Origin of the sequence: Bradyrhizobium iriomotense (genome assembly GCF_018130765.1) — a bacterium.
Classification (GTDB): Bacteria; Pseudomonadota; Alphaproteobacteria; order Rhizobiales; family Xanthobacteraceae; genus Bradyrhizobium; species Bradyrhizobium iriomotense_A.
The window spans coordinates 77,675-103,770 of the sequence record NZ_JAFCJZ010000002.1 but is presented as its reverse complement, the minus strand read 5'-3'; the positions used below and the strand labels follow the sequence as shown (position 1 = coordinate 103,770).

General features: G+C 63.9%; 24 protein-coding genes. 4 read left to right on the top strand and 20 right to left on the bottom strand.

Annotation, left to right across the window (positions count from 1 at the left end; genetic code table 11):
- Position 1 precedes the first annotated feature (1 nt).
- From JQ635_RS04015 to JQ635_RS03985, 7 genes are all read right to left on the bottom strand, one after another.
- A complete protein-coding gene (locus JQ635_RS04015; RefSeq protein ID WP_211408580.1) occupies positions 2 to 916 on the bottom strand; it encodes a general secretion pathway protein GspK in 915 nt (304 codons plus the stop codon).
- Complete coding sequence (locus tag JQ635_RS04010; protein ID WP_246583298.1) at positions 913 to 1,617, bottom strand: general secretion pathway protein GspJ; 705 nt, start codon at positions 1,615 to 1,617, stop codon at positions 913 to 915. The genes JQ635_RS04015 and JQ635_RS04010 overlap by 4 nt, the downstream gene beginning before the upstream one ends.
- A 38-nt stretch (positions 1,618 to 1,655) precedes the next feature.
- A complete protein-coding gene (locus JQ635_RS04005) occupies positions 1,656 to 2,051 on the bottom strand; it encodes a type IV pilus modification PilV family protein (RefSeq protein WP_211408578.1) in 396 nt (131 codons plus the stop codon).
- Positions 2,029 to 2,523, bottom strand: coding sequence for a prepilin-type N-terminal cleavage/methylation domain-containing protein (locus JQ635_RS04000; RefSeq protein ID WP_211408577.1), 495 nt, complete (start codon positions 2,521 to 2,523; stop codon positions 2,029 to 2,031). Before JQ635_RS04000 ends, JQ635_RS04005 begins: the two co-directional genes overlap by 23 nt.
- The gene (gene gspG, locus JQ635_RS03995; protein WP_211408576.1) at positions 2,486 to 2,941 is read right to left on the bottom strand and encodes a type II secretion system major pseudopilin GspG; all 456 of its coding nucleotides are present in this window, start codon (positions 2,939 to 2,941) and stop codon (positions 2,486 to 2,488) included. The genes JQ635_RS04000 and gspG overlap by 38 nt, the downstream gene beginning before the upstream one ends.
- 23 nt (positions 2,942 to 2,964) lie before the next feature.
- Positions 2,965 to 4,176, bottom strand: a complete 1,212-nt coding sequence (locus JQ635_RS03990) for a type II secretion system F family protein (protein WP_211408575.1) — start codon at positions 4,174 to 4,176, stop codon at positions 2,965 to 2,967.
- Positions 4,177 to 4,445: 269 nt separating this feature from the next.
- Positions 4,446 to 6,134, bottom strand: coding sequence for a GspE/PulE family protein (locus JQ635_RS03985; RefSeq protein WP_246583296.1), 1,689 nt, complete (start codon positions 6,132 to 6,134; stop codon positions 4,446 to 4,448).
- A gap of 126 nt (positions 6,135 to 6,260) precedes the next feature.
- Here JQ635_RS03985 and gspD point away from each other — a divergent pair, with 126 nt between their 5' ends.
- Together gspD and JQ635_RS03975 are read left to right on the top strand one after the other, a co-directional pair.
- Complete coding sequence (gene gspD, locus JQ635_RS03980) at positions 6,261 to 8,639, top strand: type II secretion system secretin GspD (RefSeq protein WP_211408573.1); 2,379 nt, start codon at positions 6,261 to 6,263, stop codon at positions 8,637 to 8,639.
- Positions 8,640 to 8,658: 19 nt separating this feature from the next.
- A complete protein-coding gene (locus JQ635_RS03975; protein WP_349631836.1) occupies positions 8,659 to 9,240 on the top strand; it encodes an A24 family peptidase in 582 nt (193 codons plus the stop codon).
- 154 nt (positions 9,241 to 9,394) lie between these two features.
- On the opposite strand, the gene JQ635_RS03970 is transcribed toward JQ635_RS03975, so the two are convergent.
- The 4 genes from JQ635_RS03970 to JQ635_RS03955 all read right to left on the bottom strand — a co-directional run bounded on the left by JQ635_RS03970 (position 9,395) and on the right by JQ635_RS03955 (position 15,305).
- On the bottom strand, positions 9,395 to 9,853 hold the full coding sequence (locus JQ635_RS03970) for a tetratricopeptide repeat protein (RefSeq protein ID WP_246583295.1): 459 nt from the start codon (positions 9,851 to 9,853) through the stop codon (positions 9,395 to 9,397).
- A 255-nt stretch (positions 9,854 to 10,108) separates the two neighbouring features.
- On the bottom strand, positions 10,109 to 11,203 hold the full coding sequence (locus JQ635_RS03965; protein WP_211408570.1) for an acyltransferase family protein: 1,095 nt from the start codon (positions 11,201 to 11,203) through the stop codon (positions 10,109 to 10,111).
- 285 nt (positions 11,204 to 11,488) lie between these two features.
- Positions 11,489 to 12,337 (bottom strand): hypothetical protein, encoded by an 849-nt coding sequence (locus JQ635_RS03960; protein WP_211408569.1) that lies wholly within the window; start codon positions 12,335 to 12,337, stop codon positions 11,489 to 11,491.
- Between the two features lie 748 nt (positions 12,338 to 13,085).
- The gene (locus JQ635_RS03955; RefSeq protein ID WP_211408568.1) at positions 13,086 to 15,305 is read right to left on the bottom strand and encodes a M10 family metallopeptidase C-terminal domain-containing protein; all 2,220 of its coding nucleotides are present in this window, start codon (positions 15,303 to 15,305) and stop codon (positions 13,086 to 13,088) included.
- A gap of 198 nt (positions 15,306 to 15,503) precedes the next feature.
- Here JQ635_RS03955 and JQ635_RS03950 point away from each other — a divergent pair, with 198 nt between their 5' ends.
- Positions 15,504 to 15,818 carry a hypothetical protein gene (locus JQ635_RS03950; RefSeq protein ID WP_211408567.1) on the top strand — a complete coding sequence of 105 codons (315 nt, stop codon included), beginning with the start codon at positions 15,504 to 15,506 and terminating at the stop codon, positions 15,816 to 15,818.
- A 128-nt stretch (positions 15,819 to 15,946) separates the two neighbouring features.
- Positions 15,947 to 17,140: a CaiB/BaiF CoA transferase family protein gene (locus JQ635_RS03945; protein WP_211408566.1), complete on the top strand. Its 1,194-nt coding sequence runs from the start codon at positions 15,947 to 15,949 to the stop codon at positions 17,138 to 17,140.
- A 139-nt stretch (positions 17,141 to 17,279) separates the two neighbouring features.
- On the opposite strand, the gene JQ635_RS03940 is transcribed toward JQ635_RS03945, so the two are convergent.
- The 9 genes from JQ635_RS03940 to JQ635_RS03900 all read right to left on the bottom strand — a co-directional run bounded on the left by JQ635_RS03940 (position 17,280) and on the right by JQ635_RS03900 (position 26,090).
- Positions 17,280 to 17,561, bottom strand: a complete 282-nt coding sequence (locus JQ635_RS03940) for a hypothetical protein (protein ID WP_211408565.1) — start codon at positions 17,559 to 17,561, stop codon at positions 17,280 to 17,282.
- A 72-nt stretch (positions 17,562 to 17,633) separates the two neighbouring features.
- Complete coding sequence (locus JQ635_RS03935; protein WP_211408564.1) at positions 17,634 to 18,485, bottom strand: leishmanolysin-related zinc metalloendopeptidase; 852 nt, start codon at positions 18,483 to 18,485, stop codon at positions 17,634 to 17,636.
- Between the two features lie 180 nt (positions 18,486 to 18,665).
- Positions 18,666 to 19,553 (bottom strand): outer membrane protein, encoded by an 888-nt coding sequence (locus tag JQ635_RS03930; RefSeq protein ID WP_246583294.1) that lies wholly within the window; start codon positions 19,551 to 19,553, stop codon positions 18,666 to 18,668.
- A gap of 237 nt (positions 19,554 to 19,790) precedes the next feature.
- Positions 19,791 to 20,660 (bottom strand): outer membrane protein, encoded by an 870-nt coding sequence (locus JQ635_RS03925; protein ID WP_211408562.1) that lies wholly within the window; start codon positions 20,658 to 20,660, stop codon positions 19,791 to 19,793.
- A 344-nt stretch (positions 20,661 to 21,004) separates the two neighbouring features.
- Complete coding sequence (locus tag JQ635_RS03920; RefSeq protein WP_211408561.1) at positions 21,005 to 21,829, bottom strand: outer membrane protein; 825 nt, start codon at positions 21,827 to 21,829, stop codon at positions 21,005 to 21,007.
- A gap of 151 nt (positions 21,830 to 21,980) precedes the next feature.
- A complete protein-coding gene (locus JQ635_RS03915; protein ID WP_211408560.1) occupies positions 21,981 to 23,483 on the bottom strand; it encodes a tripartite tricarboxylate transporter permease in 1,503 nt (500 codons plus the stop codon).
- 12 nt (positions 23,484 to 23,495) lie between these two features.
- Positions 23,496 to 24,038 carry a tripartite tricarboxylate transporter TctB family protein gene (locus JQ635_RS03910; RefSeq protein WP_211408559.1) on the bottom strand — a complete coding sequence of 181 codons (543 nt, stop codon included), beginning with the start codon at positions 24,036 to 24,038 and terminating at the stop codon, positions 23,496 to 23,498.
- A gap of 137 nt (positions 24,039 to 24,175) precedes the next feature.
- A complete protein-coding gene (locus tag JQ635_RS03905; protein ID WP_433996548.1) occupies positions 24,176 to 25,150 on the bottom strand; it encodes a Bug family tripartite tricarboxylate transporter substrate binding protein in 975 nt (324 codons plus the stop codon).
- A gap of 142 nt (positions 25,151 to 25,292) precedes the next feature.
- Complete coding sequence (locus JQ635_RS03900; protein WP_211408557.1) at positions 25,293 to 26,090, bottom strand: enoyl-CoA hydratase/isomerase family protein; 798 nt, start codon at positions 26,088 to 26,090, stop codon at positions 25,293 to 25,295.
- Between the last annotated feature and the right edge of the window lie 6 nt (positions 26,091 to 26,096).

Sequence of the window (26,096 nt, the reverse complement as noted above, 5' to 3'; positions counted from 1 at the left end):
CTCACAGAGGCTTTCCGGCAGAACCGTCGAAGGCGTTGTGCCATGACAATACACGATAGGGCTCATCGCCGCTTTCGAGAAGCAGGATGACGATCTCGGCCGAGCTGCGGCGATGCGACGGGGCCTCGACGGCGACCGTCATCCGGTAGGCCTTCGAGCCCTCGATCGTCGCATTGGCGCTGCCGGCGAGCCCGACCAGGGAGCGCGGGTCGACCTTGGGATCGGCGCGGTCGCGCAGCACCTGCTGCAGCGTCTCCGGCGTCATGCCTGGCAGCGCCGCCACCACCTGCGGCGCGGCGTCGAGCACGTTCACAGTGCGCATATTGCTGAACACGGTGACGAAGGGCATCACGCGTTCCACCACAGCTGACGGAATGCCGCGCACGAGCCAGAGCTCGTCGCTGTGCGGAAACGGTGCGTGACGCGGCAAGTACGGTGCGCCGAGCGTGCGATAGTAGGAATCCTCCGGATTGTCCTGTCCGGCCTCCGTCGACGAGCGCCAAGCCAGGATCCGGTCGGCATAGACGGGCGCATCGCTCGCGGAGACGCCGAGCGCCATCATCAGCCCGGCGAGCACCGGCTTCGGCGCCATGTTGAGGTCGACGCGCGCGGCCTCCGAGCGGAACGTCACGCTCACCCGCCCGGCGCCGACGCGGGCATTGAAAGTGCCGCTGGTCGGACGCGCCGCTTCGTTCTGCGCCGTCAGCCGGTAGGCGGCGAGCTCGAGCCCGGCATTCACCAGCGCGTCAGCCTGCAGCCGGTCGGCGCTGACGGCGACCGTGACCGCGGTGTTGGTGACATAGGTCAGATAGATCAGCGCCAGCGCGGCCAGCGCCGCCAGCATCCAGAGCACCGCGACGACGATGAAGCCGCGGCGATCACCAGGCGTCGCATGGTCGGGCCTCGCGCCGCTCACAGCTGCTGCTCCTCTTTCGCCGGCTGTTGCGGCCGGCCGCCCGCCGCCACGCAGGTCACCGGATTCTTGGCCCGCGCGCATTCGGCCGGTGCCGTGATGTGCGGGATCACTGCGCCCGACACCGCCAGCACCTGCCCGCTGGCGCCGTCACGCACGGTGATGCGGATGCGAGCCGGCAGTTGCGGCTGGCCGCGCCAGGTCGGCTGCCACTGACCGTCCTGCCCGGCATAGGCGAAGCTGACGCGGAACGGCGCCCGGATCAGCACGACCTGGTCGACGAAGCGGATCTGCCCGTCCGTCGGCATCGGCTGGAACGGCGCGCGCTCGCGCACCAGCGCGAGCCCCTGCGAGTCGGCTTTCTCGATCAGGCGGATGAATTCGAGTCCGGGACGCGCGCTCGGGCCGAGTGAGGTGCGCAGAAACGTCACCGACAATTCGGCGCCGTCGAACAGCGGCGCTTTGGCATCGCCGTTGACCGTCATCTGCTCGGCGACCGAGAGGTCGGCGATGATGCGGTCGAGGCCAGTCGCGAGGCGCTCGGCCCGCTGCACGCGGGCGATGCCGCGACTCCAGTTCGGCAGCCATTGCGCCGTCACCGTCGCGAGGGCCGCCAGGATGACCGTCATCAGCAGCGTCGCGAGCAACACTTCGAGCAGGGTGAAGCCCGCCTCATCGGCGAGTGCGCGGCGCAGGCGCTTCATGGCCAAGCCTTCAATAGAGCCTTTCTTAGAAAAGCCCTTCACTGCGGAGCCCTCGGCACCAGCTTCACCGTCGTGACCTGGATCGCAGCGCCGTCGGCGCGCTGCAGCCGCAGATTGACGGCCATCGGCACGAAGCGATCGGTCTCGGGATTGCCACCCGTCACGCTCATCGGGGCAACATCGACGCGCCACCGGCTGCCGGCGAGTTCGCCGCTCTGCCGCCCCGGTTTCAGCAAGGACCGCGCCGGCAGGTTCGCAAGCAGGGTCTCGGCCGTGCCGGCGAGCACGAGACGCTGGTCGATCGCACGCGTGCCCTTGGTCGTGGTGGCGATGACCGAGCCGATCGTCCCGAGCACGACGGCGATGATCGCGAGCGCGACCAGCGCCTCGATCAGCGTGAATCCGGCGGCGTCAGAGCAGCTTCTGCGGGACAATCTCGACGCCTCCGGTCAGCCAGTTGACGCGCACCTCGTAGCCCATGCCGGGCCGCGCCAGCGCAATCGTTCCCCCGCACGACATGCCCGACGGAAAGAAGTCGATCGACCGCCCCGTTGCGCGATCGGCACAGCGCGAGGCCAGCATCGCCTGCATCACCACGTCGCCCGGCAGGCGGATGGTCCGCCCGGTGACGCCGGAACGGATCGCGCGCGCCTCCGCGTCCACCTGCGTCGTCACCCTGACCTGCCGGCGCAGCGCCGCGCTGCGGTCGGCCTTCAGCAGCGCCGCGGTCTCGACCGCGTAGCTTTCCAGCCTCGCCCGGGTCGTCGAGCGCGGGATCGCCGGCAGGATGATCGCTGCAAGCAGGCCGATGATCGCGAGCACGCACAGGATCTCGATCAGCGCGAAGCCGTGCGCATCGCGGATGTCCTCAGCGCGTGCCGCTGACAATGTCGGCTGCCGTTCCACTGCCGCCTTCCTGGCCATCCGACCCGAGCGAGATGATCTCGTAGGGCGCGCTCGCGCCCGGCGAACGATAGACGTAGATGTGACCCCACGGATCGCTCGGCACCGCGCCGCCGCGCAAATAGGGTCCGTTCCAGCCGGCCTGGTTATTGTTGCGGGTCAGCGCCGCGAGGCCTTCATTGGACGTCGGATAGCGGCCGAGATCGAGATAATAGAGATCGAGCGCGCTGGAAAAGCTCTCGATCTGGATCTTCGCCGCCTTCGCCTTGGATTCGCTGAGATAGTTCAGCACGCGCGGGCCGACCAGCGCCATGATCATCCCGATGATGGTGATGACGACCAGCATCTCGACGAGGGTGAAGCCCTCTTCCCCTCGGCCTCTTCGCCGCCGGCTGCGCCTTGCGGATGGATGTTTGGTCACTTCAAGCTTCTCCCGTTCCCTGCCTATCCGACAATCTGGCTCACCGACATCAGCGCCGTCATCACCGAGGTGATCAGGCCACCGACCACCAGCGAGATCGCGATGATCGCCGCCGGTCCGGCAATGCCGACGGCGCGGTCCAGCGTACGCTGCAACTTGGCCTCGTAGAATTCGGCGACCCGCCCGGACAGCATCGGCAATTGCCCGGTCTCGTCGCCGAGCCGGAGCATGCGCACCGCCATCGCCGGCAACGCCGCGGTCTCGGCCAGCGCATCGGAAAGTTTCGAGCCATGGCGGACGCGGTCGGCGGCCTCGCTCCAGACCGTGGACGGGCCGGTGGTGGCCATCATGTCGATGAGGATGCGCAGCGTAGTGGTGAGATTGACGCCGCTGCCGAGCAGCAGGCCGAGATTGCGGCAGAACAGCGCCGTGCGGTACGCGCTCATGATGTTGCGGATCGCCGGCAGCCGCGTGATCGCATGGGTGATGCCGCGGCGAATACGCTCCTGCCGCAGCAGGAGCCAAGTCGCGGCGATGACGGTCGCGAGGCCGCCCAGCACCACGTCGGAATTGCTGCGCAGGAAGGTCGAGATGTTGAGGAAGACACCGACGACCGGATCGACCTTGGCACCGAAATCCTGCAACACCGATGCGAACTGCGGCAGCACGAAGGTGAGGAAGAACAGCAGCACGCAGCCGGCCGCGCCGAGCACGAAGATGGGGTAACGGATCGCATCCGACAGCCGGCGCCTCAAGGCCTCGCTGCGCGCGCGCTCGCCGGCCAGCACCTCCAGGACCTGATCGAGGGATCCCGAGGCCTCGCCAACCCGCACCAGCGCGATGTACATCGGCGGAAACAGCCCCTCGTGCCGCGCCAGTGCCTCGGCAAAGCTCTCGCCCGAGACGACGCGGGAACGGATGTCGGCAACGACCGGCCGCAGCCGGCCGAAATCGGGATCGGCTGCGAGCAGTTCCAAGCCGTCATTGATGCGGGCGCCGGCCCGCAACAGCAGCGCGAGGTCGCGGGTGAAGATGGTGACGTCTTCCGGCTTCGGCCTGTTGAAGAGGCTGGTCACGCGACCGGCCGCGCCGCCCTCTTCCGGCGTGACGTTGTCGACGAGGACGAGGCCGAGCCGCTCGATCCGCTGCGCGACGTCGCTCGCCGCGGGCGCGGCGATGGCGCCGGAGACCAGTTCGCCGTTGGCGTTGAGTGCGCGGTAACGATAGTTCGGCATGGGTTCTAGAGCCGAATGAGCTTGGGTCGAATGGATTGGCCGCGGGCTCGGTGCACCTCTCCCGCTTGCGGGAGAGCATAGGCCGCCTTCGGCGGCCGTTCTCCAAGAACGCCGAGGCGAAGCCTCGGCTTTGCCGAAGGCGCGGGTGAGGGCTCTCTCCTCTTGGGGGTTCTCGATTGCGGAGACACCCTCTCCCCAACCCTCCCCCGCAAGCGGGGGAGGGAGCAAACTTCCCTCGCGGTGGGATTTGCACCAGATCTCATCATATCCTAGCGCACCGTCGTGACGCGGAAGAGCTCGGGCACGGTGGTGAGCCCGGCCCGGCATTTGGCCACCGCGTCCTCCAGCATCGTCGTCATGCCGCCCCGCATCGCGGCGGCGTCGATCGAATGGGAGTCGGTCTGCGGTCCGACCAGCGCGCGCACCTCGTCGGACATTTCGAGGATCTCGAACACGCCGTTGCGGCCGCGATAGCCGGTGCCGCCGCAGCGCTCGCAGCCGCCGGCCTCGTACACGACCTCGCCGCACCGAAAGCCGATCACCGCAAGGCGCGGGTCCTTGGCAAGATCGGCCTCGGTCAATGCATGCGGCACCTTGCAGCGGTCGCACAGCACGCGCACCAGGCGCTGCGCCACCACCGCGCGCAGCGTCGACTTCAGCAGGAAGCCCTCGATGCCGAGATCGATCAGGCGCGGCACGGCGGCCGCCGCCGTCTCGGTGTGCAGCGTCGTCAGCACGAGATGGCCGGTCAGCGCCGCATGAATCGCGATGTGGGCGGTCTCGGCGTCGCGGACCTCGCCGACCATGATGACGTCGGGGTCCTGGCGCACGAAGGCGCGCATGGCCGAGGCGAAGGTCAGCCCGATCGACGGCTTGACCTGGGACTGGTTGATGCCTGGGATCTCGTATTCGACGGGATCCTCGATGGTGAGGATTTTTCGCGTGGGCTCGTTCAGGATCGACAGCATGGTGGCAAGCGTCGTCGTCTTGCCGCTGCCGGTCGGGCCGGTCACGACGATCATGCCGTGCGGCATCGCCAGGAGCCGCGTCATCACGCTCTCGTCGCGTGCGGCGAGGCCGAGCTTGCTCATCTCCAGCAGGCCGCGGTCGCGCGGCAACAGGCGGATGACGGCGCTCTCGCCGTGCTGCGTCGGCATGGTCGCGACGCGGACGTCGATCTCGCTGCGCCCGACGCGCACGCGCGCGGCGCCGTCCTGCGGCAGCCGCCGCTCCGCGATGTTGAGGCTGGCGAGAATCTTGATGCGCGAGATCAACGCCTGTGGCGGGATGCCGTGCGGCGACGGCAGTGCGCGCAAGAGGCCGTCGACACGCATGCGCACGGCAAGTCCGGCGCGGAACGGCTCGACATGGATGTCGCTCGCGCGCAAGTCCACCGCGCGCTCCAGGAGATCGTTGAGCGCGCGCACCACCGGCGCACCGCTGGCGAGATCGCGCAGGCTTTCGATGTCGTCGTCGGACTGCTGCGCGACGCTCCTGCCGCTTCGATCGGCATGTGCGTCGTCGGCCTCGGCCCGTTGATCGAGCACCGTCGTAATGTCCTCATATGACGCTACGACGACATCGACCGGTGTGCCGAACACGATTTCGGCGGCGCGAATGGCAGCGGTGTCGGAGGGGTCGGCGACGGCCAGCCGAAACACGTCATCGGTCGCACTAAAGGGAAAAATGGTGGATTCACGCAGGAAACGGCGCGAAAAGCCGTCGAGACGGGGCGTGGCCGCGAGCAACTGCGGTAGGCTCAGCCGCGGCAGGGCAAAATAATCGGAGACTTCATCCGCGAATTCGGCAGCGGAAAGATCGGTGGCCTCCCACAATTCGCGCAAGGGGCGCGTCAACGCGGGATTGGCCGACTTGTCGATATGGGCGTGCGCCCGCTGCGGCAGTGAATATTTTTCCAGGAGGTGTTGCCGGAAGCTATCTGCGGAGCGGTCGCGCATCGCATTCACAGCGTTGACCTTGTTACCTGAATGCAACAACTTCGGCGGGTTACGCCCTTGACTTATTTCTTAGCAAAAACATAATCGTGGCGCAAACAATTGCGCGTCCGAACCGAGGGGGATCGGATGCAATTTCCAATCACTCCTAGCGTTGGCAGGCGTATTTTGTTTAGGGTGCTCCAGCCGCTTTTGCGCCTTCGCTCAGCGTTGCCTGGAACGCTCATCCTGTTGTCGTCAGCCTTCCTGCTCGGCGCTTGCATCGTCACCGCCGATCAGTCGATCGAGGCCGATCCAAAGGATCCGCGCGCCCAGGACATCGCCGACAAGATCCGCTCCCTCGACCTGCAGCCGCGGCAACCTGCGGATGCAGGCGCGAGCGGCATTGCCCAGGCGAAATCGTCCAAGCCCGCGATCTACCTCAGCGATAGTGCAACGCCGCAAGGTGGCGCGCTGGCCGAGCGCGACGATGGCGGCGGCAGCGGCTATGACCTCAATTTCGAGAATGCGCCGGTCGCCACCGTGGCAAAGGTCATTCTTGGTGACGTATTGAACGTCGGCTACACGATCGACCCGCGCGTGCAGGGCACCGTGACGTTGGCCTCGGTGCGCCCCGTGCCCAAGGCGGACGCGCTCTACGTGCTGGAGAACGCGCTACGCATGTCCGGTGTCGCGCTGGTCCGCGACCGCACCGGCTATCGCCTGCTCCCGGCACCGGAAGCCGGCCCCGGCGGCGTCGATCGTTCGGTGAATGCCGCGGCCGGTCAGGGCATCACGGTGGTGCCGCTGCGCTATGTCTCGTCGCAGAACATCTTCAAGCTGCTCGATGCCTTCGGTGTGAAGGCCTCGACCATGCGTCCCGACAACGCCCGCAACACGCTGATCGTCAGCGGCAGCGGCAGCGATCGGGCGGCCGCGGTCGACACCATCCTCTCCTTCGATGCGGACTGGATGCGCGGACAATCCGTCGGCATCTTCCCGGTGCGCAATTCCTCGCCGGAGCCTGTCATCACCGAGATCGAGAAGATCATGGATTCCGGTGAAGGCGGCATGAGCCAGAACGTGATCAAGTTCCAGCCGATCTCGCGGCTCAACTCGATTCTCGTGGTGAGCCAGAAGCCGGAATATCTCAAGCGCGCGCAGACGTGGATCGCGCGGCTCGATCGCTCCGACACCGACGGGGTGAACCTGAAGTCCTATCCGCTGCGCTACGGCAATTCCAAGCTGATCGTGTCGCTGCTGAACGAGATGCTGCTCAGCCAGGGCTCGGCGAGCTCGACGCTCGACAACGCGTCGAGCCAGATTGCGCCCGGCGCCGGGATGTCGACGACGTCTTCCAGCAATCCGGTGGCGTCGCTGAGCGCACTGCCGACTGCTGCCGCAGGTGCGGCAACGCCGGTCACCACGCCTCCGGGATCATCGCTCAGCGCCCGTCCCGCACCGGCCGCCGCCGCGACGCCGGCGCAGGACACTGGCCTTGGCGGACTCTCGGGCGGCGGAGCCAAGCCCGGCCTCAACGGCATCCTCCAGAACGTGCGGATCACCGCCGACGTCACCAACAACGCCGTGCTCGTCTACGCCAATCAGGAGGCGCAGCGCATCGTCGAGCAGACCATCCGTCAGATCGACCGGCCGCAGCGCCAGATCGCCATCGAAGCGACGATCGCCGAGGTGACGCTGAACGACCAGCTGAATTACGGCGTACAGTTCTTCCTCGCCAGCAAGCAGGGCTCGATCTCCAACACCATTTCGGGCATCAGCAACAGCGCCACGATCGGCAGCAACACCGAGCCGGCCAGCAACCCGGTCAATGCCGCGGCCGGCGCCCTGCTCGGCCGCGCGCTGCCGGGCTTCAACTTCCTGATCGGCGCCGAGAACTCGCCGCGCGTCGTGCTCGACGCATTGCACGGCATCACCAACGTCAAGGTGTTGTCGAACCCGTCGCTGGTGGTGCTGGACAACCAGGCCGCGACCTTGCAGGTCGGCGACCAGGTGCCGTTCTCGACGGGCACCGCGACCGTGTTGACCGCCAACAACACCGTGGTCAACACCATCGACTACAAGAACACCGGCATCATCCTGCGCGTGCTGCCGCGCGCCAATGCCAACGGCAACGTCGTGCTCGACATCGAGCAGGAGATCTCGAGCGTGGCGGCCGGCAGTGCCAACTCGTTGACGCCGACGATCTCGCAGCGCCGGGTCAAGAGCTCGATCGCAGTGACGAGCGGGCAGACCGTGCTGCTCGCCGGTCTGATCAGTGAGACCGAGAACAGGCAGCGCCAGGGCCTGCCGATTCTGGATTCCATTCCCGGCATGGGCGATGCCTTCTCGCATCAGACCAACGCGCGCAGCCGCACCGAGCTGATCCTGTTCATCCGTCCGACCGTCATCAAGGACGGCGTCGATGCTCACGTCATCGCCGAGGAGATGCGCAGCAAGATGAACGGCCGCATCGTCGGGACCAGCAATCCCGTGGTCACCGTGAGCCCGCCAAGGGCTGCGCGCTGACGGCGTGTCGGACCAGGTGGTGAACGACGGCACGGGCGCTTCGTTCGCGCTCGGCATCGCCCTGCTGCTGGGGGTGTTCGCGAGCCTCGTCGCCGCGCCGGGGGCGGAAGGCCTGTACGGCGCGTTCCTGGCTGCCCTGATGCTGGCGATCGCCGCGCACGATGCCCGTCACTACCTCATTCCGAACGAGCTGACGGGCACCGCTTTCGCGCTCGCCTTGCTCCGCGCCGCGGCGTTCGTGCCCGATATCGGCCTGGAGGCACTGCTTTGGCCGCTCGCCCGTGCCGCAGCCGTGGCGCTGCCGTTGCTCTTGCTAATGGCGCTCTACCGGCGCTGGCGCGGCCGTGACGGGCTCGGGCTCGGCGACGTCAAGCTCGCCGCGGTGTGCGGCGCCTGGCTCGATCTTGTGACCGTGGCCGCGGTGATCGAGCTTGCGGCGCTGCTTGCGATCGCCGTCTATGCCGCCAATGCTGCGCGGCGAAAGAAGCCGCTGCGCGCGACCGCCTTTCTGCCGTTCGGATTGTTCCTGGCACCGGCGATCTGGCTCGGTTGGCTGGGCGAGACCTGGTACGCGAACTGGCTTGGCGGCTGGCCCGGCTAAGGCGCGGTGATACCGGGCGGAATCGTCATTCCACCGCACGCGGGAGGCGCCGCGCCGGCGGTCGCCGCCTACTGTGCATGGGGTTGTTTTCGCACTTTTTTGTTGGGGGCCTCTTTAGGGGCGCGGACGGCCGGGCAAGCTCGACGGAAGGCCGTCAGTGCTCGCGGCTCGGCGCCCATTCCAGCGCCCGCAGACGGGCCTGGGCGATCTCTCCGCGCGTCATCTTGGTGGTGACGGCATCGCGGATCCGGGCCCGCGCCTCGCGCGCCGGCGGGGGGGCGGCGGCCGTCGACAGGTTGAGCCATTTGGAGGCCTCGACGATGTCCTGCGGCACGCCAAAGCCGCGGTCATAAAGCAGGCCCAGCGAGTATTGGGCACGGCTGTCGCCCTGCTCCGCCGCGCGGCGGTACCACATCGCAGCTTCCGTATAATTCTGCGGCACGCCGCGCCCGGTCTCGAACAGGAAGCCGAGATAGGTCTGCGCCGCCGCGTTGCCGCGCTCGGCCAGCGGAATGAAGATGCGGGAGGCCGCCGCATAGTTCTGGTGCTGGAATGCGGAGACACCCTGGCGAAGCGACTGGGCCCCGGCCGGCGCTGCGAGCACGAGCGTCATGAGCATCGCGAAGATGGCGGTGCTCCCCCATCCTGTCCGTCGCGGAAAGTCGCGCAACCGTGCTCGCGGCACCTCGCGGCAAAACCCAATATTCTGGCTGTCGAGGGTCTGCATGCGACCGGCTCTCCCTGCATATGCAGCCAGACTAGTCCGCGGGCATCCCAAAATCCATAGCGCTGCCAGGCACAAGACAAATCCGGGCGCATTGCGCCCGGAGTACACGACAGCTTTGACTAGGTCCAAGCCAGGGAGATTTCATCGTGCTCTGAGAAAGGCATTGTGCGCCGCCTCTAGTCGTCCCCGCGACGGCCTGCCGATAGCAGCTTTTATGATGTCCGCCACCCGATGATAGTGACGCTCAAAAAGAACCGCAAAAATGAATGCGACAACGTTCGAGACGAGGATCGCGAACAGCAATCTCAAGACGCTCGGCTCCAGCCACAAGCTGAAAATGGCACGCATAATTGTGAGGTGGACCAGAAAAAGCGAGTACGAATAGTCAGCAAGAAAAGTGATCAGCTTGCTTAGCGAATGCGGCACTACACGAAAATGTTGCGACACCAAAACCAAACTGAAGAACGACAATACTAGCAATGGATATTGCTGCAGGCTGGCATCGTCCCCCGGCGTCCGCTGAATCAGCCAAGATGCTGTCGTTACCACGAGAGCCAAGCACCAGAATGCTACATTCGGCTTCAATTCGATAACAGCTTTCGCGACATAATAAGAGGCGAACGCCATAAGCCAGAGCGCGAACAGCGCACGATCACTGCCAGCCGGCCCGCTGGAAAAATAGGTAAGTGGCATGAAAGAGAATGGCGCGGCAATACAGCAGCAAAGCACGAAGTTCCTACCACGAAGAACGAAGTACATCGCCCCCACGAAGAAGTAGATATGAAATTCGAGCGCTACGGAAGTGAGCTGTCCAGCCGTTCCGAACGTGGCTACCCCCATACAGCACGGGACGTTCTGCTGCATGAGCAAATTGCCAATAAAAGTCTTCACATTGACCGGATCACCACTCATCTCGACGCCATACCATCGCAACACCAGCGTTGCGATCCCGATGAACAACATCGCCGGTAGATATGCCGTATAAATTCTCGCAAACCGCTCTACGCCAAAATCGATCACCGTGTAGGATAGCGCTCTAGATTTGCCATCTAAAGTATAGGCAATGAGAAAGCCGGACAGAACAAAGAACACCAACACTCCGTCGACGGGGATGAACGTGACTCCAAATCCTCCGAAGTTGCAAGCATGACCAATGCAAACAGCTTGTGCTGCAGCTGCCCTCAGAAAATCCAGCGTGACCGAAGTGTCATTCTTAGCCGGGTCCAATCTAAGCATAAAAGGGATGTTCCTTACCTTCCACTCGGGTTTTGATCACTGTTCAATCCCGGGACCCGCAGAGAGGACACCGCTCGTCTGGACAATTGCCACAGCGTTGCGCAAGCTGCCAATGCGAAACATCGATAAGATCGGGATGAACGCAATCAAAGACGCTTCGGTTTGCTAGACTGCTGCCTGAGAATGGAGCATCTGCATTGTCGAGGCCGTCGCCCTGCATGGAACCACGGAAAAGGCTCCAGACGGATCGTCTGGAGCCTGCACATGCTGATGATTGAATTGGGTCTACTTGTAGCCGCCTGCTGACGGAGGCGTGGTATCCGTCCCGTTGCCGGCGATCTGATTGTCGAGATAGGACAGAACAGTGCCAGCGGTGGCCGTTCCGCTATTGTTGACGATCATGGACCGGCCGATGCGGACGTTTGAGACACCACCTTGAGCTACGCCTGTACTGAGACTCTCAGAGATGTTGCTGTTGTTGACCTGAACATTGACTGAGCCCTGGACATTCAGACCGACAAAATTCTTGTTGATGGAGACATTGTTGATGAGGACCTTGGCGGTTCCGCCATTTGGGTTGATCAGAACCCCATTTCCATCAGCGTTCGAACCATTGTGCGTGATGATGCTGTCGCGCATCATCAGCAACGCGTTCGCATTCGAAGGAGTGAAGGAGACGCCCACCCCGCCGGCAGCATTGAAGTTTCTTATGAAGGAATGCTCGATGACCACTGAGGCCGCCTGCAGGACGTTGACGCCCTTGATCCCGGTCCCGGCCCCGTCGATGTCCAGGCCGCGCAGCACGATGTGGTCGGTTGCCGCCGCGTTGATGATGACGCCGTTGACACCGGATGCCAGAATGCCGCCCACGACACCTTCGCAATAGATCGTAATCGCCTTGGTGATGGTCACGGTGCCGAAGCCGCCCGAATCGAGACAGTTGATCTCGCCGCCGGCCGCCGTCTTCGAGATCGCGCCAGGGAAGGTCTTGCACGGCGCAGTGCGACTGCACGGATTGACATCGTCTCCTACGCCCGAAACCCAGGTCCTCGTCGCTTGGGCGTGAGCCGGCTGCGACGCGAGCAACGGCGCAAACAATCCGGCCGCGAAGACCAAGAGTGCTATTCGTCGCATTTCATCCTCCAAATTAGCTGATACTCAGCTTGTTGCACTGTACGACTTTCCTGCGACCGCAACCGTACCGCGCGCGACTGCACGGACCGACGTCACGCGCACTGAATTTCCCGTCGCCGCCGGCGTAACCGGGACTAAATTCAGGTCTCTAACTATCTGGGTACGCAAGGGGGACTAAGGCTCTGGATGGCTTCTGCAGTGTTTTGCAAGACGGCATGCAATTCAGAAGAGCCCGCGGGACTGCCGCGAGTTACTCAACGAGAGAACAACGTGGGAATGCGCTCACTACCGAAGCCAATGGAGATCTCGGGAGATACCATCAAAAAAGCAAGAGGAACGATGAAAGCGAGGACGAGAGCAATCAAGACCCATTGGCGATTAGTCAGTGATCTCTCATCCACTGGCAGATCTTTCGTTATCCATTGCGAACACTCATTAAAAGACATCGCTGGACGAGAGGTAAGTTTACCGCCTACGGGTCCAAAAAGTCATTTCGCGAGTAAGAGTTGAATTACGACGGAGCATTGATCTTATGGTTGTCGCGCAAAACAGAGCAGGGTTCAAGTCAGCCATGCAATTTTTATTGTGTGCAATCGGCTGCCAACCGTGAAGCCGCGGTCGCTCCGATGGCCTGCGTCAACGGGCATCACCGCTTCTCTTTTCCCCGCAGGGCCGGATCCATCCAGCGCGAGCTATGACAGAAAAAGCCGCACAGGATGTCGCGATTGGACACGACGAGACCACGCCGTCAGCCCAGCAGGAAGCCGGAGCCGTGCAGGTTGTGAAGCACGTCCATCAGAACGTCGATCGCAGCCGCGTCGTGACTCCCCGCCAATTGAGTCCACGGCTCTGACGTGGTGTGCGGATCGGCTGGCGCCGGCATAGGATCGGGGAGCTCGGACGGGATGGTCGACGAGGTCCCGCCCTGGGCGAAGTTGAATGCGAAGCTGTCATTGGAGGTCGTTGTCGCGAGCGGCGCTGCGCCTACGACGCCGTCGCCGTTGAGATCCTGGTGGAGCGTCGGCTCCAGCGCTTTCAGCGACGGATCGGATCCGAGCACTTCCGGGGCCGCTGCAAGGGTGGTCTGGAAGTTGCCGTTAGCGTCCGTGCTCCAGACGGAATAATGGGCGTTCGCCGAATTCTTCCAGACCACGTCGTAACCACCGCCAGATACTTGCTCGGCGCCAATCACCGACCACGTGCTGTAATTGGCGGCGTTCACGACAGAGCCCGCGTATTTCAGGGTCGGTTGGGTACCGGTCGAGATGTTTTCGAGGTAATAGTTGCCTCCAGACAAGATCACGCTGGTCGATCCGAGCGCTTCGATTGTGACGCCGCTGACGACGGGGAAGCCGATCGTGCCGTCGCCGTTGAGATCCTGATGCAGCGTCGGCTCCAGCGCTTTCAGGGACGCATCGGTGCCCAGCACTTCCGGGGCCGCAGCAAGGGTGGTCAGGAAGTTGCCGGTGCTGTCCGTACTCCAGACGGAATAATGCCCGTTCGCCGAATTCTTCCAGACCACGTCGTAACCGCCACCCGACACCTGCTCGGCAGCAATCACCGACCACGTGCTGTAGTTCGCCGCGACCACCGCGGAGCCGGCATATTTCAGCGTAGGTCCAGTGCCGGTCGAGATGTTGTCCAAGTAGTAGTTGCCACCAGACAGGACCACGCTGGTCGATCCGAACGCCTCGATCGACGCCATGCTGGAGCTTGCGACTGTGCCATCAGCAAACTGAAAATATTCGACGCCGGTGGCGGTATCGGTGCCGTCAGGCGAACCGCTGCGTTGGTCGACAATGGTAAAGGTCTGCGTCGCCGAATTGTACGAGACGAGATAGTTGGCCTGGTTGCCCGAATACACCGCCGTGTCCGTGCCGGCTCCGCCGACGATGGTGTCGTTGCCGCCGCCGCCGGTGATCGTGTCGTTGCCGGAGCCGCCGTTCAGCGTGTTGGCGATGGCGTTGCCGAGGATGGTGTCGTTGCCGGACCCGCCGATGGCGTTGTCGATGTAGGAGCGCGCGTCGTTGTTGTAGAGGTAGGCGTTGTAGACGTTGCCCGAGGCGTAATGGCCATTGCCGAGATTGGCGAGCTGCGTCGAAGAGAACAGCGATGAAGCGCCGGGATTGAGGTTGATGCTCAGGTTGGTCGTGTAGTTCGACAGGTCGTAGGTATCGACGCCGCCGCCGTCCCACACCGTTTCGTAGATGCGGTTGGCCGAGCCGCCGGTGCCGCCGCCCGGCGCGAGCTGCCCGACGCCGTTGATGAACTCCTGTCCCGTCGTCGGATTCCAGGTGTAGACCGTGCTGCCGCTCTGGGTCGTGTAGTTCGCGCCGTACATCGTCTGCAGCGCGAGGATATCGTTGGCCATATAGGTCTGCGGGTATCCATACGACTCGTTGGTGTAGCCGCTGGTCGTCGACGCACCGACATAGCTGCGATAGCTCATGACGGTGTATTCGCTGTCGTCATGCGCGCTCGGCACCGCGACGTTGGCGGGGCCACCCGTCTCCTGGCTGTGCTTGAGGCCGAGGGCGTGGCCGAGCTCGTGCAGCGCCGTCGTGAAATAGTAGTTGCCGAGCTTGGCCAGCGAGTAGTTGTACTGGGTGCCGAACCAGATGTCGCCGCCGGACGCATAGTTGCCGGGATAGTAGGCGTAGGAGGTCGGATTGGCCGACGGGGACTGCGCGACCATGATGTCGGCGCTGCCGGTCCCGTTGTACTGGATCGTCGCGTTGGTGTAGCCGAGGATCAGCCCGATCGCGTAGTTGATCGCCGCCTGCATCTGCGTGGGCGCCGAAGCGAAGCCCGTCGAGGTCGGTTCGCTGTTGCCGCCGGTGTAAGGATTGGCGTAGTCGCTGGGCGAATCCGGAAAGCTGTAGCTGATCGTGCCGGTCCATTTGGAGCCCGACAGCAGACCGTCGATCTCCGCGTTGTAGGTGGCACTGACTGAAACCGAGGTAGCCAATGAACTCTCCGAAGCAATGCATCGCGCGCGATTCGCGGCGCAGGAGCATGATTCTAGCTAGAGAGTTATACGTTTGGTTTAATTTGGGCGTCGGGCCATCAGTCGGGCCGTAACGCCGTGTTAGCCATCAACTCCCGTAATGATACGGAGCAGCAACGGCATTCAGTACCGCGCCTAGCGTGTTCCGTAAAGGAAACTATGAAACTGCGCCCATTTTTGGCCGGTCTGATCGGCACCCTGGCGGTGCTCGCCGGGCCGGACCGTCTGCCCATCGGAGAACAGCCTGTCATGGCCTCGAAAGCCAATGCGGACGAAAGCAGCAAGGGGATCACCAAGGGGGGACGCGCCCCCTCCATGCCAATGGCCCGCGATCCTTCCGCCGCGGTGGCGGAGGAATTCGAAGCCGCCCGTCGGACGGGAACGCGGGAGGCGTTCGAGCTCTTCATAGCGCGCCACGGCGATGACCCGCTGGCCGAGCAGGCGCGCGCCGAGCTGAAGCGCCTGTCGCGCTGATCCCTCGCGCCGCGCGGCAAGCTGCGTCAGGCCTGCATTTCGACAGGCGACATCCGCGTCGCGGCCGTCTTGCCGCCTGACGTTTCGGCACTATGGTGGCTCCGCAATCTGTCCCGGAGCCTTTCAAGATGCCTTTTCCGCATGCCTCGGAAGCCCTGTCGCGCTTCACCGTGCTCGATCTGACGCGTGTCCGGTCCGGGCCCACCTGTGTGCGTCAGCTTGCGGACTGGGGCGCCAACGTCATCAAGATCGACGCGCTGACCGAGGATGCCGGCGGCGAGCAGCCGGGCGGGCCGCGCCGTGGTTCCGACTTCCAGAATTTGCACCGCAACAAGCGGGCCATGACGCTGAACCTGAAGGACGAGCGCGGGCTCGCCGTGTTCAAGCGCCTCGCCGCCAGGGCCGACGTCGTGGTCGAGAATTTCCGTCCCGACGTGAAGAAGAAGCTCGGCATCGACTATGAGAGCCTCGCCGCGATCAATCCGCGCATCGTCTATGGCAGCATCTCCGGCTTCGGCCAGGACGGCCCCTATCACAAGCGGCCGGGCTTCGATCAGATCGCGCAAGGCATGGGCGGGCTGATGTCGATCACCGGCGCGCCGGGCGAAGGTCCGATGCGGGTCGGCATTCCCGTCGCCGACCTCACTGCCGGCCTGTTCTGCGCCATGGGCATCCTCACCGCGCTGCTCGAGCGCGAGGTCTCGGGCAAGGGCCAGTGGGTGCAAACCTCGCTGCTGCAGGCCCAGATCTTCATGCTCGACTTCCAGGCCGCACGCTGGCTGATGGAAAAAGAAGTCGCAAAGCAAGCCGGCAACAATCACCCGACCAGCATTCCGACCGGCGTGTTCAAGACCTCGGACGGGTACATCAACATCGCGACGACCGGCGGGCGGATCTGGGAGCGCTGTGCGCAGGCAATCGGCGCGCCGGAGCTCTACAGCCATCCCGACTACGCGACCGCCCCTGCCCGCTCCAAGAACCGCGACGCGCTCAACGCCGAGATCGAGAAGCGCACGGCGACGAAGTCGACCGAGACCTGGGTCCGTGAGCTCAACGAGGCCGGCGTGCCCTGCGGGCCGATCTACGCCATCGACCAGATGTTCGAGGACGCCCAGGTCAAGCATCTCGGCATCGCGCAGGACGTGCCGAACGATGAGGACCGGCCTATCCGCCTGGTCGGCCAGCCCGTGACGCTGTCGCGCACGCCGAGCAAGATGGTGGCGCGACCGCCGGAATTCGGCGAGCAGACCGACGAGGTGCTGAAGGAATTCGGCCTCAGTGCGGACGAGATCGCTGAGCTTCGTCAGCACAAGGTGGTGTGACAGAGCGGCAGCGCTCTCGCACCTTTCCGGATCATGCTCTAAAGCGCGATGAGATTTGGATGAATCGTCATCGCGCTTTAGGTCGTTGTTTACGCATGATCTTTTCGGAAAACCGCTTCGCACTTTTCCGGATCATGCTTTAGATCTTGCGCAAACCGTCGAACCGCGTGTCGACATAGTGACCGCCCGCATCGACGACCCGGCACAGCTCTCCGCCGTCATGGTAGAGCAGAACGACCTTGGCGCCCGCTTCGAATTGTCCGGCCGGTGGCCCGCTCGGCAGACCGCGCGAGGTGTAGAACGGCTGCGATCTCGCCACCTCGTGGGTGAACTGGTTGGGTGGCGGCGAGATCAGGCAGTCCGACGGGATCAATGACGAATCCGGCAGCACGATCGCTTCCGGTCGCTTCATGCCCTCCATGATCCGGTATCCCTGAATTGCGCAAGGCCTGGCAGTGCCTTGCCTTGTGAGCCTTGGCTCAAGGGTCTTGGCTCAAGAGCCGAGGCTGTCCTCGGGCAACGTGATCGGAATCCGCCGGAGCACGATGCCTCTCGTGTTGTCGGCATGCGCCGCAACGATTCCTGCTTCGGCCATATGGAGGTGATTGGGCAGGTGATAAGACTGGGCAGCGTCCATGTTCACCTGATAGCCGAGATCCTGCAGACTCGCGATCGTCATCCGGCTCATCGGATTGCCGCCTTCATTGACGAAGCCGGTCATCATCTCCGCGCCGAACACAGTGTCGCGCCAATGCGAGTCCACGGTCCCTTCACCGCCCGTGTTTTCGACGGGGACGGGCAGTGGCGTCGCGGAGCCGCGGAGCTTGGCGTATTCGTGCATGGCGTTGGCGCCATTGAACGTCGGATTGTGGGTATGTGCGCCTTTCAGCAATTTCTTGTTCGTCCAGATCGTTCCGATGCCGATCACGTGCCCCATCTCGTGCGTGATGACGTCGTTCAGGGTACCGTCGGCTTCCATGGCGGCAAGATCGGCCGTGTCGAATTGCATGTCGCCTGTCGCCGGCAGGAACGCGGCGGCCCCGGCATTCTTCGGGCGCAGGCGGTCCGGCCCCGCCTGGCCGAGAACATTGCCGGGCCCGTCGATGTCGGTGCCCTGCGCCGTGATACGGAGGTTGTTGATCCTTTCGCCGCCGACCGTGACGTCAGGCAAATCCCCGATGATCGCGTGTGTCCACCTGTTTGCGGCGAGCTTGAAAGCGGCCTTTTGCTTGTCCGTCAGTCCGCCCAGGAAATGAACCTCGATCGTGTAGCCTCCGGCGGGTGCGGCCGCGACCGCGTGTGAAATCTCGGCGCCTCTGCGAGCGCGATAGCGTTCAATAGCCATGACATTCTCCAAAAAAATAAGATCAACAAATTTCTATCTAGGCTTGTATTGTGATCCCGATTAGCGTCACTGACAAGTGAGAGAAAGCGTCATGGGGTCTGACTGTTCTCATCACAAAAGCGCGAAAGCCCGGCGCGACCGCCGGGCTTTCGACTTGCAGGAGGCCTGCAAAGATCTCGCTCAGGTGCCGCTGAAGCAATAGTTCAACCCGAAGCGCAGGATGTTGTCGCTGACATGCGCGCGATAGCCGACGACCAGCGGTGCGCCGCTGAGTGCGATGACAGGGGTCACGAGCGAACCCGACACCGTACCGAGATCGACATAGAGATACTCAAGCCTGGCGCTCCAATTGTCGGCGAAGGCGCCTTCGACGCCGGCACCCGCGGTCCAGCCGACCTTGGTCGTGCTGCTGCCAAAGCTCGCGGCGACCGGCGTGAACGTGCCGCCGTCGGCGCCGGGGAAGCCGCCGACATTGATCGCGCTCACGCTGCCCGATGTGGAGATGCGGCCATAAGCGAGACCGCCGGTGCCGTAGAGCAGCACGCGCGGCGTCACGGCAACGCCGAGCCGGCCGCGGACGGTGCCGAACCAGTCGAGCTTCTGGGTGAGATCGAAGGCAACCGGCAGTGCCGGATCGAACGTGTTGTCGCCACGATGGCCCGGCGTGCAGACGCCATCCTGCAAGCCTGCAGGCGCGCCGGCGCACAGCGCGGCGAAACTGCCCCTCTGGCCGCTGCCCTGGAAATCGGCCTCAAAGCCGACGACAACCATCTCGCGCTGCCAGTTGTAGCCGATCTGTCCGCCGCCGGTGAGGCCGTTGCGATCGAACGTGCCGGCGCTGGAGCTGAGCAGCGCGCCGGCTCGGCTGTCGATGAAGTCCGCTGTCGTGGCTGAACGGCCCCATCCGTAGCCGACATTGATGCCGGCATAGAAGCCGCTCCAATTGTAGCCGGGATCGACCGCCACCGGCGGCGCCTTGGCGTAAATCTGCGGCACCGCCAGATCAGCGGCGAAGGCAGGCGGCGCGAGCAGCATGGCGGTCGCCGCCGCAGCCAGCAAAGTTGTCATCACTCTTCCCTCGAGACATGGCGTTGCCTGTTCGCCTGCTCGAAGATGCGCGGGCGATTCAGTGCCGCGACACTAGGGAAGAGCGTATCGCTCCGCGTCCTGCGTTCGAAGGTCACTCGTTCGAAGGACGCAAGTCAGCCGAGGGCGTGCGAGCGATCTCGGCGATTTCGAGCGCGCAGAAACGACAAAGCCCGGCGCGAGGCCGGGCTTTGCTTCTTGTTGACGCCTTGGTTGATTTCAGTACTTAGCGACCACCGGGCCGCCGAACTGATAGTTGATGCCGGCGCGCAGGATGTTGTCCGTGAAGCGCGACGAGGTATTGGCCGCGATCGCAGAAGCCGGCGCGAGCGAGAACGGACCGGCGGAGAAGCGGCCGAGATCCATGTAGAGATATTCGAGCTTCGCACTCCAGTTCTGGGTGATCTTGCCTTCGACACCCGCGCCGACGGTCCAGCCGACGCGCGTATCCGAGCTCGAGCCGGTCGAGGCGATAGCGACACCGGCAGGCGTAAAGCCGGTCATGGTGCCCGTGGTCTTGATTTCGCCGAAGGCCAGACCGCCGGTGCCGTAGAACAGCACCTTCGGGGTCGCCAGGATGCCGACGCGGCCGCGGACCGTGCCGAACCACTCGAGCTTCTGGTCGATCGTCAGCGTGGTGCCAACCAGAGCGCCAGGCGGAAGGAAGGTCAACCCGGGAAGACAGGCACCGCCGGCAGGCGCGACGCCGCCGCAGTTGAAGACCGCGCGGCCCTTTTCACCGGACCACTGCAGGTCACCCTCGATGCCGAACACCCAATTGGCGCTCTGCCAGTTGTAACCAGCCTGACCGCCGGCGACGCCGCCGTTCATGTCGAACGAAGCGCTGGTGATGGAGCCGGCCGGAGGCGCGATCACCGCACCGGTAGCCGTGTTGTTGTAGGTGACGTCGGTGCGCGAACGGCCCCAGCTGTAGCCGCCATTAGCGCCGACGTAGAAACCGGTCCAGCTCCAGACCGGATCGACCATCACCGGCGCCTTGACATAGGGCTTTGCCGCGAGATCGGCAGCCATTGCACCCGTCGCGAACAGCGACATCGCCGCCGCCATTCCAATCACAATCCGCTTCATGGCAATCCCCTCCGCACAAATTTGTGATCAAGATATACGCCAGCGTCCCCCCAAGGGCTGTGCCGCGGCTGCAACATTCAGAAACAATCGAGCCCTGGGTAGTGTCCCGACTGGTACACCACCCTGGATATAAGAAATTGATTTCAAACGATATTATTCGGCGAAGCGCGGGCGATGTCGTCCGGCGATGTCGCCCTGGGACGCTGCGTCCATCCGACGCGGCCTAGCAAACCGGCGATCGCGGGGCAAAACAGCAGCAGAATCGCCCCGTGCCAAATCGGGCAGGAAATGACAAAGCCCGGCTCGGGGCCGGGCTTTGCAGCTTGTCGACGTCCTTGTCGATCTCAGTACTTCGCGACCACCGGGCCGCCGAATTTGTAGTTCACACCGACCCGAAGGATATTGTCGGTGATGCGCGAGCTGTAGTTGCTCGTTAGCACGCCGCCACCGAGAGCTCCGATCGCGGTCGTGAACGAACCGCGGGTGCGGCCAAGATCCATCCAAAGATATTCGAGCTTGGCAGTCCAGTTGCCGCTGATCACGCCCTCGACGCCGGCGCCGACCGTGTAGCCCACCCGGACGTCGGAGTTGGAGAACACGGCCGCAGCCGCACCGATGGTCTCCGTGGTCTTCACCTCACCATAGGCCAGACCGCCCGTTCCATAGAACAGCACGGTCGGAGTCGCCAGGATGCCGACGCGACCGCGCACCGTCCCGAACCAGCTCAGCTTCTGGTCAAGCGTGACCGGCACGGCGGGACCGGGGGCCACGAAGAGCACACCGAACGGAGGCGTACAAACACCGGTCGGACAGGTGAAGGCGCGGCTGCCCTTCTGATCACTGCCCTGGATGTCCGCCTCGAGACCCCAGACCCAATTCTGCGTCTGCCAATTGTAGCCAATCTGACCGCCGCCGATGACGCCGTCCATGTTGGCGCGATCGCTGCTGGCAAACAGCGCCACACCCGCCGGCGTCGTCAAGGTGGAGTCGTCTCGCGAGCGTCCCCAGCTGTAGCCGATGTTGCCACCGACATAGAAGCCCGTCCAATTGTAGACGGCGGCGACCATCGGCGGAGCCTTGACGTAGGGGCGCGCCGCAAGATCAGCGCCCATCGCGTTCGTGGCGAGCAACGAGATTGCCGCGGCTATTCCCAGCACTATCCGCTTCATAGAAATTCCCCTCCGTCTAAGATACTGACTCAAATACGCCTCGGAGGGCCGAAAAGCTGTTGCGAGTCAGCAACATCATGAAACACTAGCCCGGACCACAGACCCGGCCTGGAGCGACATAATCCGTTAAGGCATTGACGTTCTAAGGGTTTTATATTCGCCGTGTCCATCCGACACGGCCCAGCAAGCCGTCGATCACCGGCCAGAACAGCAGCACGATCGCCAGCGTCGTGATCGAGCCGACCAGCCCGTTCGACCAGAACACTCCAAGGTTTCCGCCGGAGCCGATCATCGACAGGCGGAAGGCATCCTCGGCGCGGTTGCCAAGCACGAGCGCCAGGGTGAAGGGCGCAAGCGGAATGCCGATCTTCTTGAAGACGTAGCCGACGACGCCGAAGCCGAGCATCAGCCAGATGTCGAACATCGCGTTCTGGATCGCATAGGCACCGATCGCGCAGGACACCACGATCATCGGCGCCACCGCGGCGAACGGCACGCGCAGGATCGAGGCGAAGACCGGCACGGTCGTCAGCACCAGCACGAGGCCGACGACATTGCCGAGATACATCGAGGCGATCAGGCCCCAGACGAAGTCCTTGTGCTCGACGAACAGCAACGGACCCGGATTGAGCCCCCACACCATGAGGCCGCCGAGCAGGATCGCCGCGGTGCCCGAGCCGGGAATGCCGAGCGCGAGCATCGGCAGCAGCGCCGAGGTGCCGGAGGCATGCGCGGCCGTCTCGGGTGCGAACACGCCCTCGATGCGGCCCTTGCCGAAGCTTTCGGAATCCTTGGCGAAGCGCTTGGCCAGGTTGTAGCCCATGAAGGACGCCGCGATCGCGCCGCCTGGGGTGATGCCGAGCCAGCAGCCGATGAAGGAGGAGCGCAGCAGCGTCACCCAGTATTTCGGCAGGTCCTTCCAGACGCCGAGCACGACGCGCAGCGAGATGCTGGCTGCATGTCCGCGCAGCGCGAGGCGCTCCTCCATCGTCAGCAGGATCTCGCTGATGCCGAACAGGCCGATGACGGCGACCAGGAAGTTGATGCCGCGGAGCAGCTCGGCCGAGCCGAAGGTCATGCGCAGATTGCCCGACACCGTGTCCATGCCGACGCCGGCGAGCAGCAGCCCCAGCGACATCGAGATGACAGTCTTGTGCTTGGCTTCGCGCCCAAGGCCGACGAAGGAGCAGAAGGTCAGCAGATAGACTGCGAAGAACTCGGGCGGGCCGAATTTCAGCGCAAAGGACGAGATCATCGGCGCGAGGAAGGTGATCAGCAGCACCGCGACCAGCGAGCCGACGAAGGAGGAGGTGAACGCCGCCGTCAGCGCCTCCGCCGCCCTCCCCTGCTGCGCCATCGGATAGCCGTCGAAGGTGGTTGCGACCGACCAGGCTTCGCCCGGGATATTGAACAGGATCGAGGTGATGGCGCCGCCGAACAGCGCGCCCCAATAGATGCAGGATAGCATCACGATGGCCGAGGTCGGGTCCATCGTGAAGGTGAGCGGCAGCAGGATGGCGACGCCATTGGGGCCGCCGAGCCCCGGCAGCACGCCGACGAAGATGCCGAGCACCAGCCCGACCATCATCAGGACGAGCGTTTTCCAGGTGAGCAGGACGGCGAAGCCGTGAAGCAGGAGACCGAGAGCTTCCATCGTTCGCCCGCCCTAACGGCCGAAGGCCGCTTCGAGCGGCCCCTTCGGCATGATGACATCGAAGGCGATGTCGAAGGTGACGAACATGATCGCCGTGAACACGAAAGCGGTGAGCAGCGACTTCCACAGCGCGATCTTGCCGACGAGGCGCATGAAGCCCGCGATCAAAAGGAAGCTCGCGACATAGAGGCCGAGGAACTGCATAACGAGGCAGAACAGCAGCGTCGGCACGAACACCGCCATCACGCGGCGGGCCTGGGCGCGGGTGACGAAGCTTTCGAATGCCGCGCGCCGCGCCAGCAGCGCCGCAATCAGGCCATAGAGGCTGCCGCCGCCGAGAATGATGGAGAGATAGAACGGGAAATAGCCCGGTTCGGGCCCGGTCGCGTCCCAGGACGCGCCGGTACGCCAATTGTCGTAGCCGAGGGTGACGGCGAGCGCGAGCAGGAGGACACAGACGACGATCTCGATCGTGCCCGAGCTGACAACAGAGGGGGAGTCGTCTTCAGGCGCGGTCGGATCGTCGACGACGATTTCAAGATCGGTTTGGGACATGCTCTGCCAAGTCAGGTTGCGCTGTCATCATCCGCGAAAGCGGATGATCCAGTACGCTGTGCAGAAGCCGTCCTTCGTCGAGCTCTGTGCAATACTGGATGCCCCGCCTTCGCGGGGCATGACGTGGCGGATATGATTTACTTCGCGACGAATCCGGCTTCCGTCATCAGCGCCTTGTTGACGGCATCGTCCTCCTCGAGGAACTGCACCATGTCCTTGCCGGTGAGGAAGATCGGCTTCAGCGCCTGCTTCTCCATATAGTCCTTGTACTCGGCGGTCTGCGTCACCTTGTGGAACAGCTCGACGTAGAACGCCTGCTGCTCAGCCGTGACCTTGCCGGGCAGGAACATCGCCCGCAGCATCAGATACTGGACGTCGACGCCCTGCTCCTTGCAGGTCGGGATGTCGGCCCAGGATTGGGTGTCCGTCACCTTGCTGGTGTAGGAGATACGCTCCTTGTCGAACACGCAGAGCGGACGCACCTGGCCGGCGCGCCAGACCTCGAGGTTTTCACTGGGATTGTTGACGTTGGCTTCGGTGTGGTTGCCGACGAGCTGGGTCGCTGCCTCGCCGCCGGACTTGTAGGGCAGATAGGAGAATTTCGCGCCGGTCTTCTGCTCCAGGAACACGGTGAGCACGTGATCCTCGCGCTTGGAGCCGGTGCCGCCCATCTTGAACGGCGAGTTCGCCGCCTTGGCAGCCTCGATGAATTCCTTCACCGTCTTGGGACCGGCGCTGTTGTCCCACAGCACGAACTGGTCGAGCGCAATCACCGAGACCGGGGTCAGTTCGCGCCAGTTGAACGGGATCTTCGCCGACAGCGGCAGCATGTAGATCAGCGAATAAGCGATCAGCACCTTGTTCGGGTCGCCCTCGCTGGACTTCATGTACATCAGCGCTTCCGCACCGGAGGCGCCGCCCTTGAGCGAGACCACCATGGGCTGCTTCATCAGATTGTTCTTCTGGATCGCGGCCTGCATCATCCGGGCCATCTGATCGGAGGCGCCGCCTGCACCCGCCGCCACCACGATCTCGACGGGTTTGGTCGGCTCCCAGCCGGCAAAGGCGGGCGTGCTCAACAACAAGGCCGTCGCAGCCCCGACGGCTTTCACTGGAATTCGCACGAGTTTCGTCCCCTGGTTATTATTGGCTTATGATGCCGGGAAATCTTATCGATGCATTGTGCGGACTAAAGGTTGTGAGTTCAAGCCGGCGGACATTCCGCCGCATATGACTTTCGGCTGACGAAGCGCGCTACTTGCCCTTCCAGACCGGCGCACGCTTGTTGAGGAAGGCGTCCATGCCCTCGCGGAAATCTTCGCTCATATAGGCCTTGAGGATCAGGTCCTCGCCCTCCTCGCGCGACAGCGTGCGGCGGATGCGGCGCACCGCTTCCTTGGTCGCCTCGAGCGTGAGCGGTGCGTGGCTCGCAACGAGCTTGGCAGTCTCATCCGCGCGGCGTTGCAGCGTCTCGACGTCGGGCACGATCTCGTTGAGAAGGCCGAGCGACAGCGCTTCCTGCGCCTCGACCAGGCGCGCCTTGAAGATCAGATCCTTGGTGCGGGCAGGTCCCACCAGCGCGACGACGCGGCTGATGTTGGACATCGACAGGCAGTTGCCGAGCGTGCGCGCGATCGGAAAGCCCATCCGCGTCGTCTCGGTGCCGATGCGAAGGTCACAGCAGGCGGCAATGCCGGCGCCGCCACCGGTGCAGGCGCCAGCGATGGCCGCAATCACGGGCACGCGGCACTGCTCCAGCGTGCCGAGCACGCGGTCGATACGGGCCTCGTAGTCGAGTGCGTCCTGCGCGGTCTTGAACGCACGGAATTGCGAGATGTCCGTGCCGGAGGCGAACGCCTTGTCGCCGGCGCCCGTGAGGATCAGCGCCTTGATGGAGCGGTCGGCGTTGATCTCCTGGCAGATCTCCGCCATGCGGTCATACATGGCGAAGGTCATGGCGTTGCGTGCCTGGGGACGGTTGAAGGTGATCCGCGCGATGCCGTCCGTGACGGAGTAGAGCAGGTCTTCGCTAGTAGTCGTCGGTGCGTTCATCGCGCG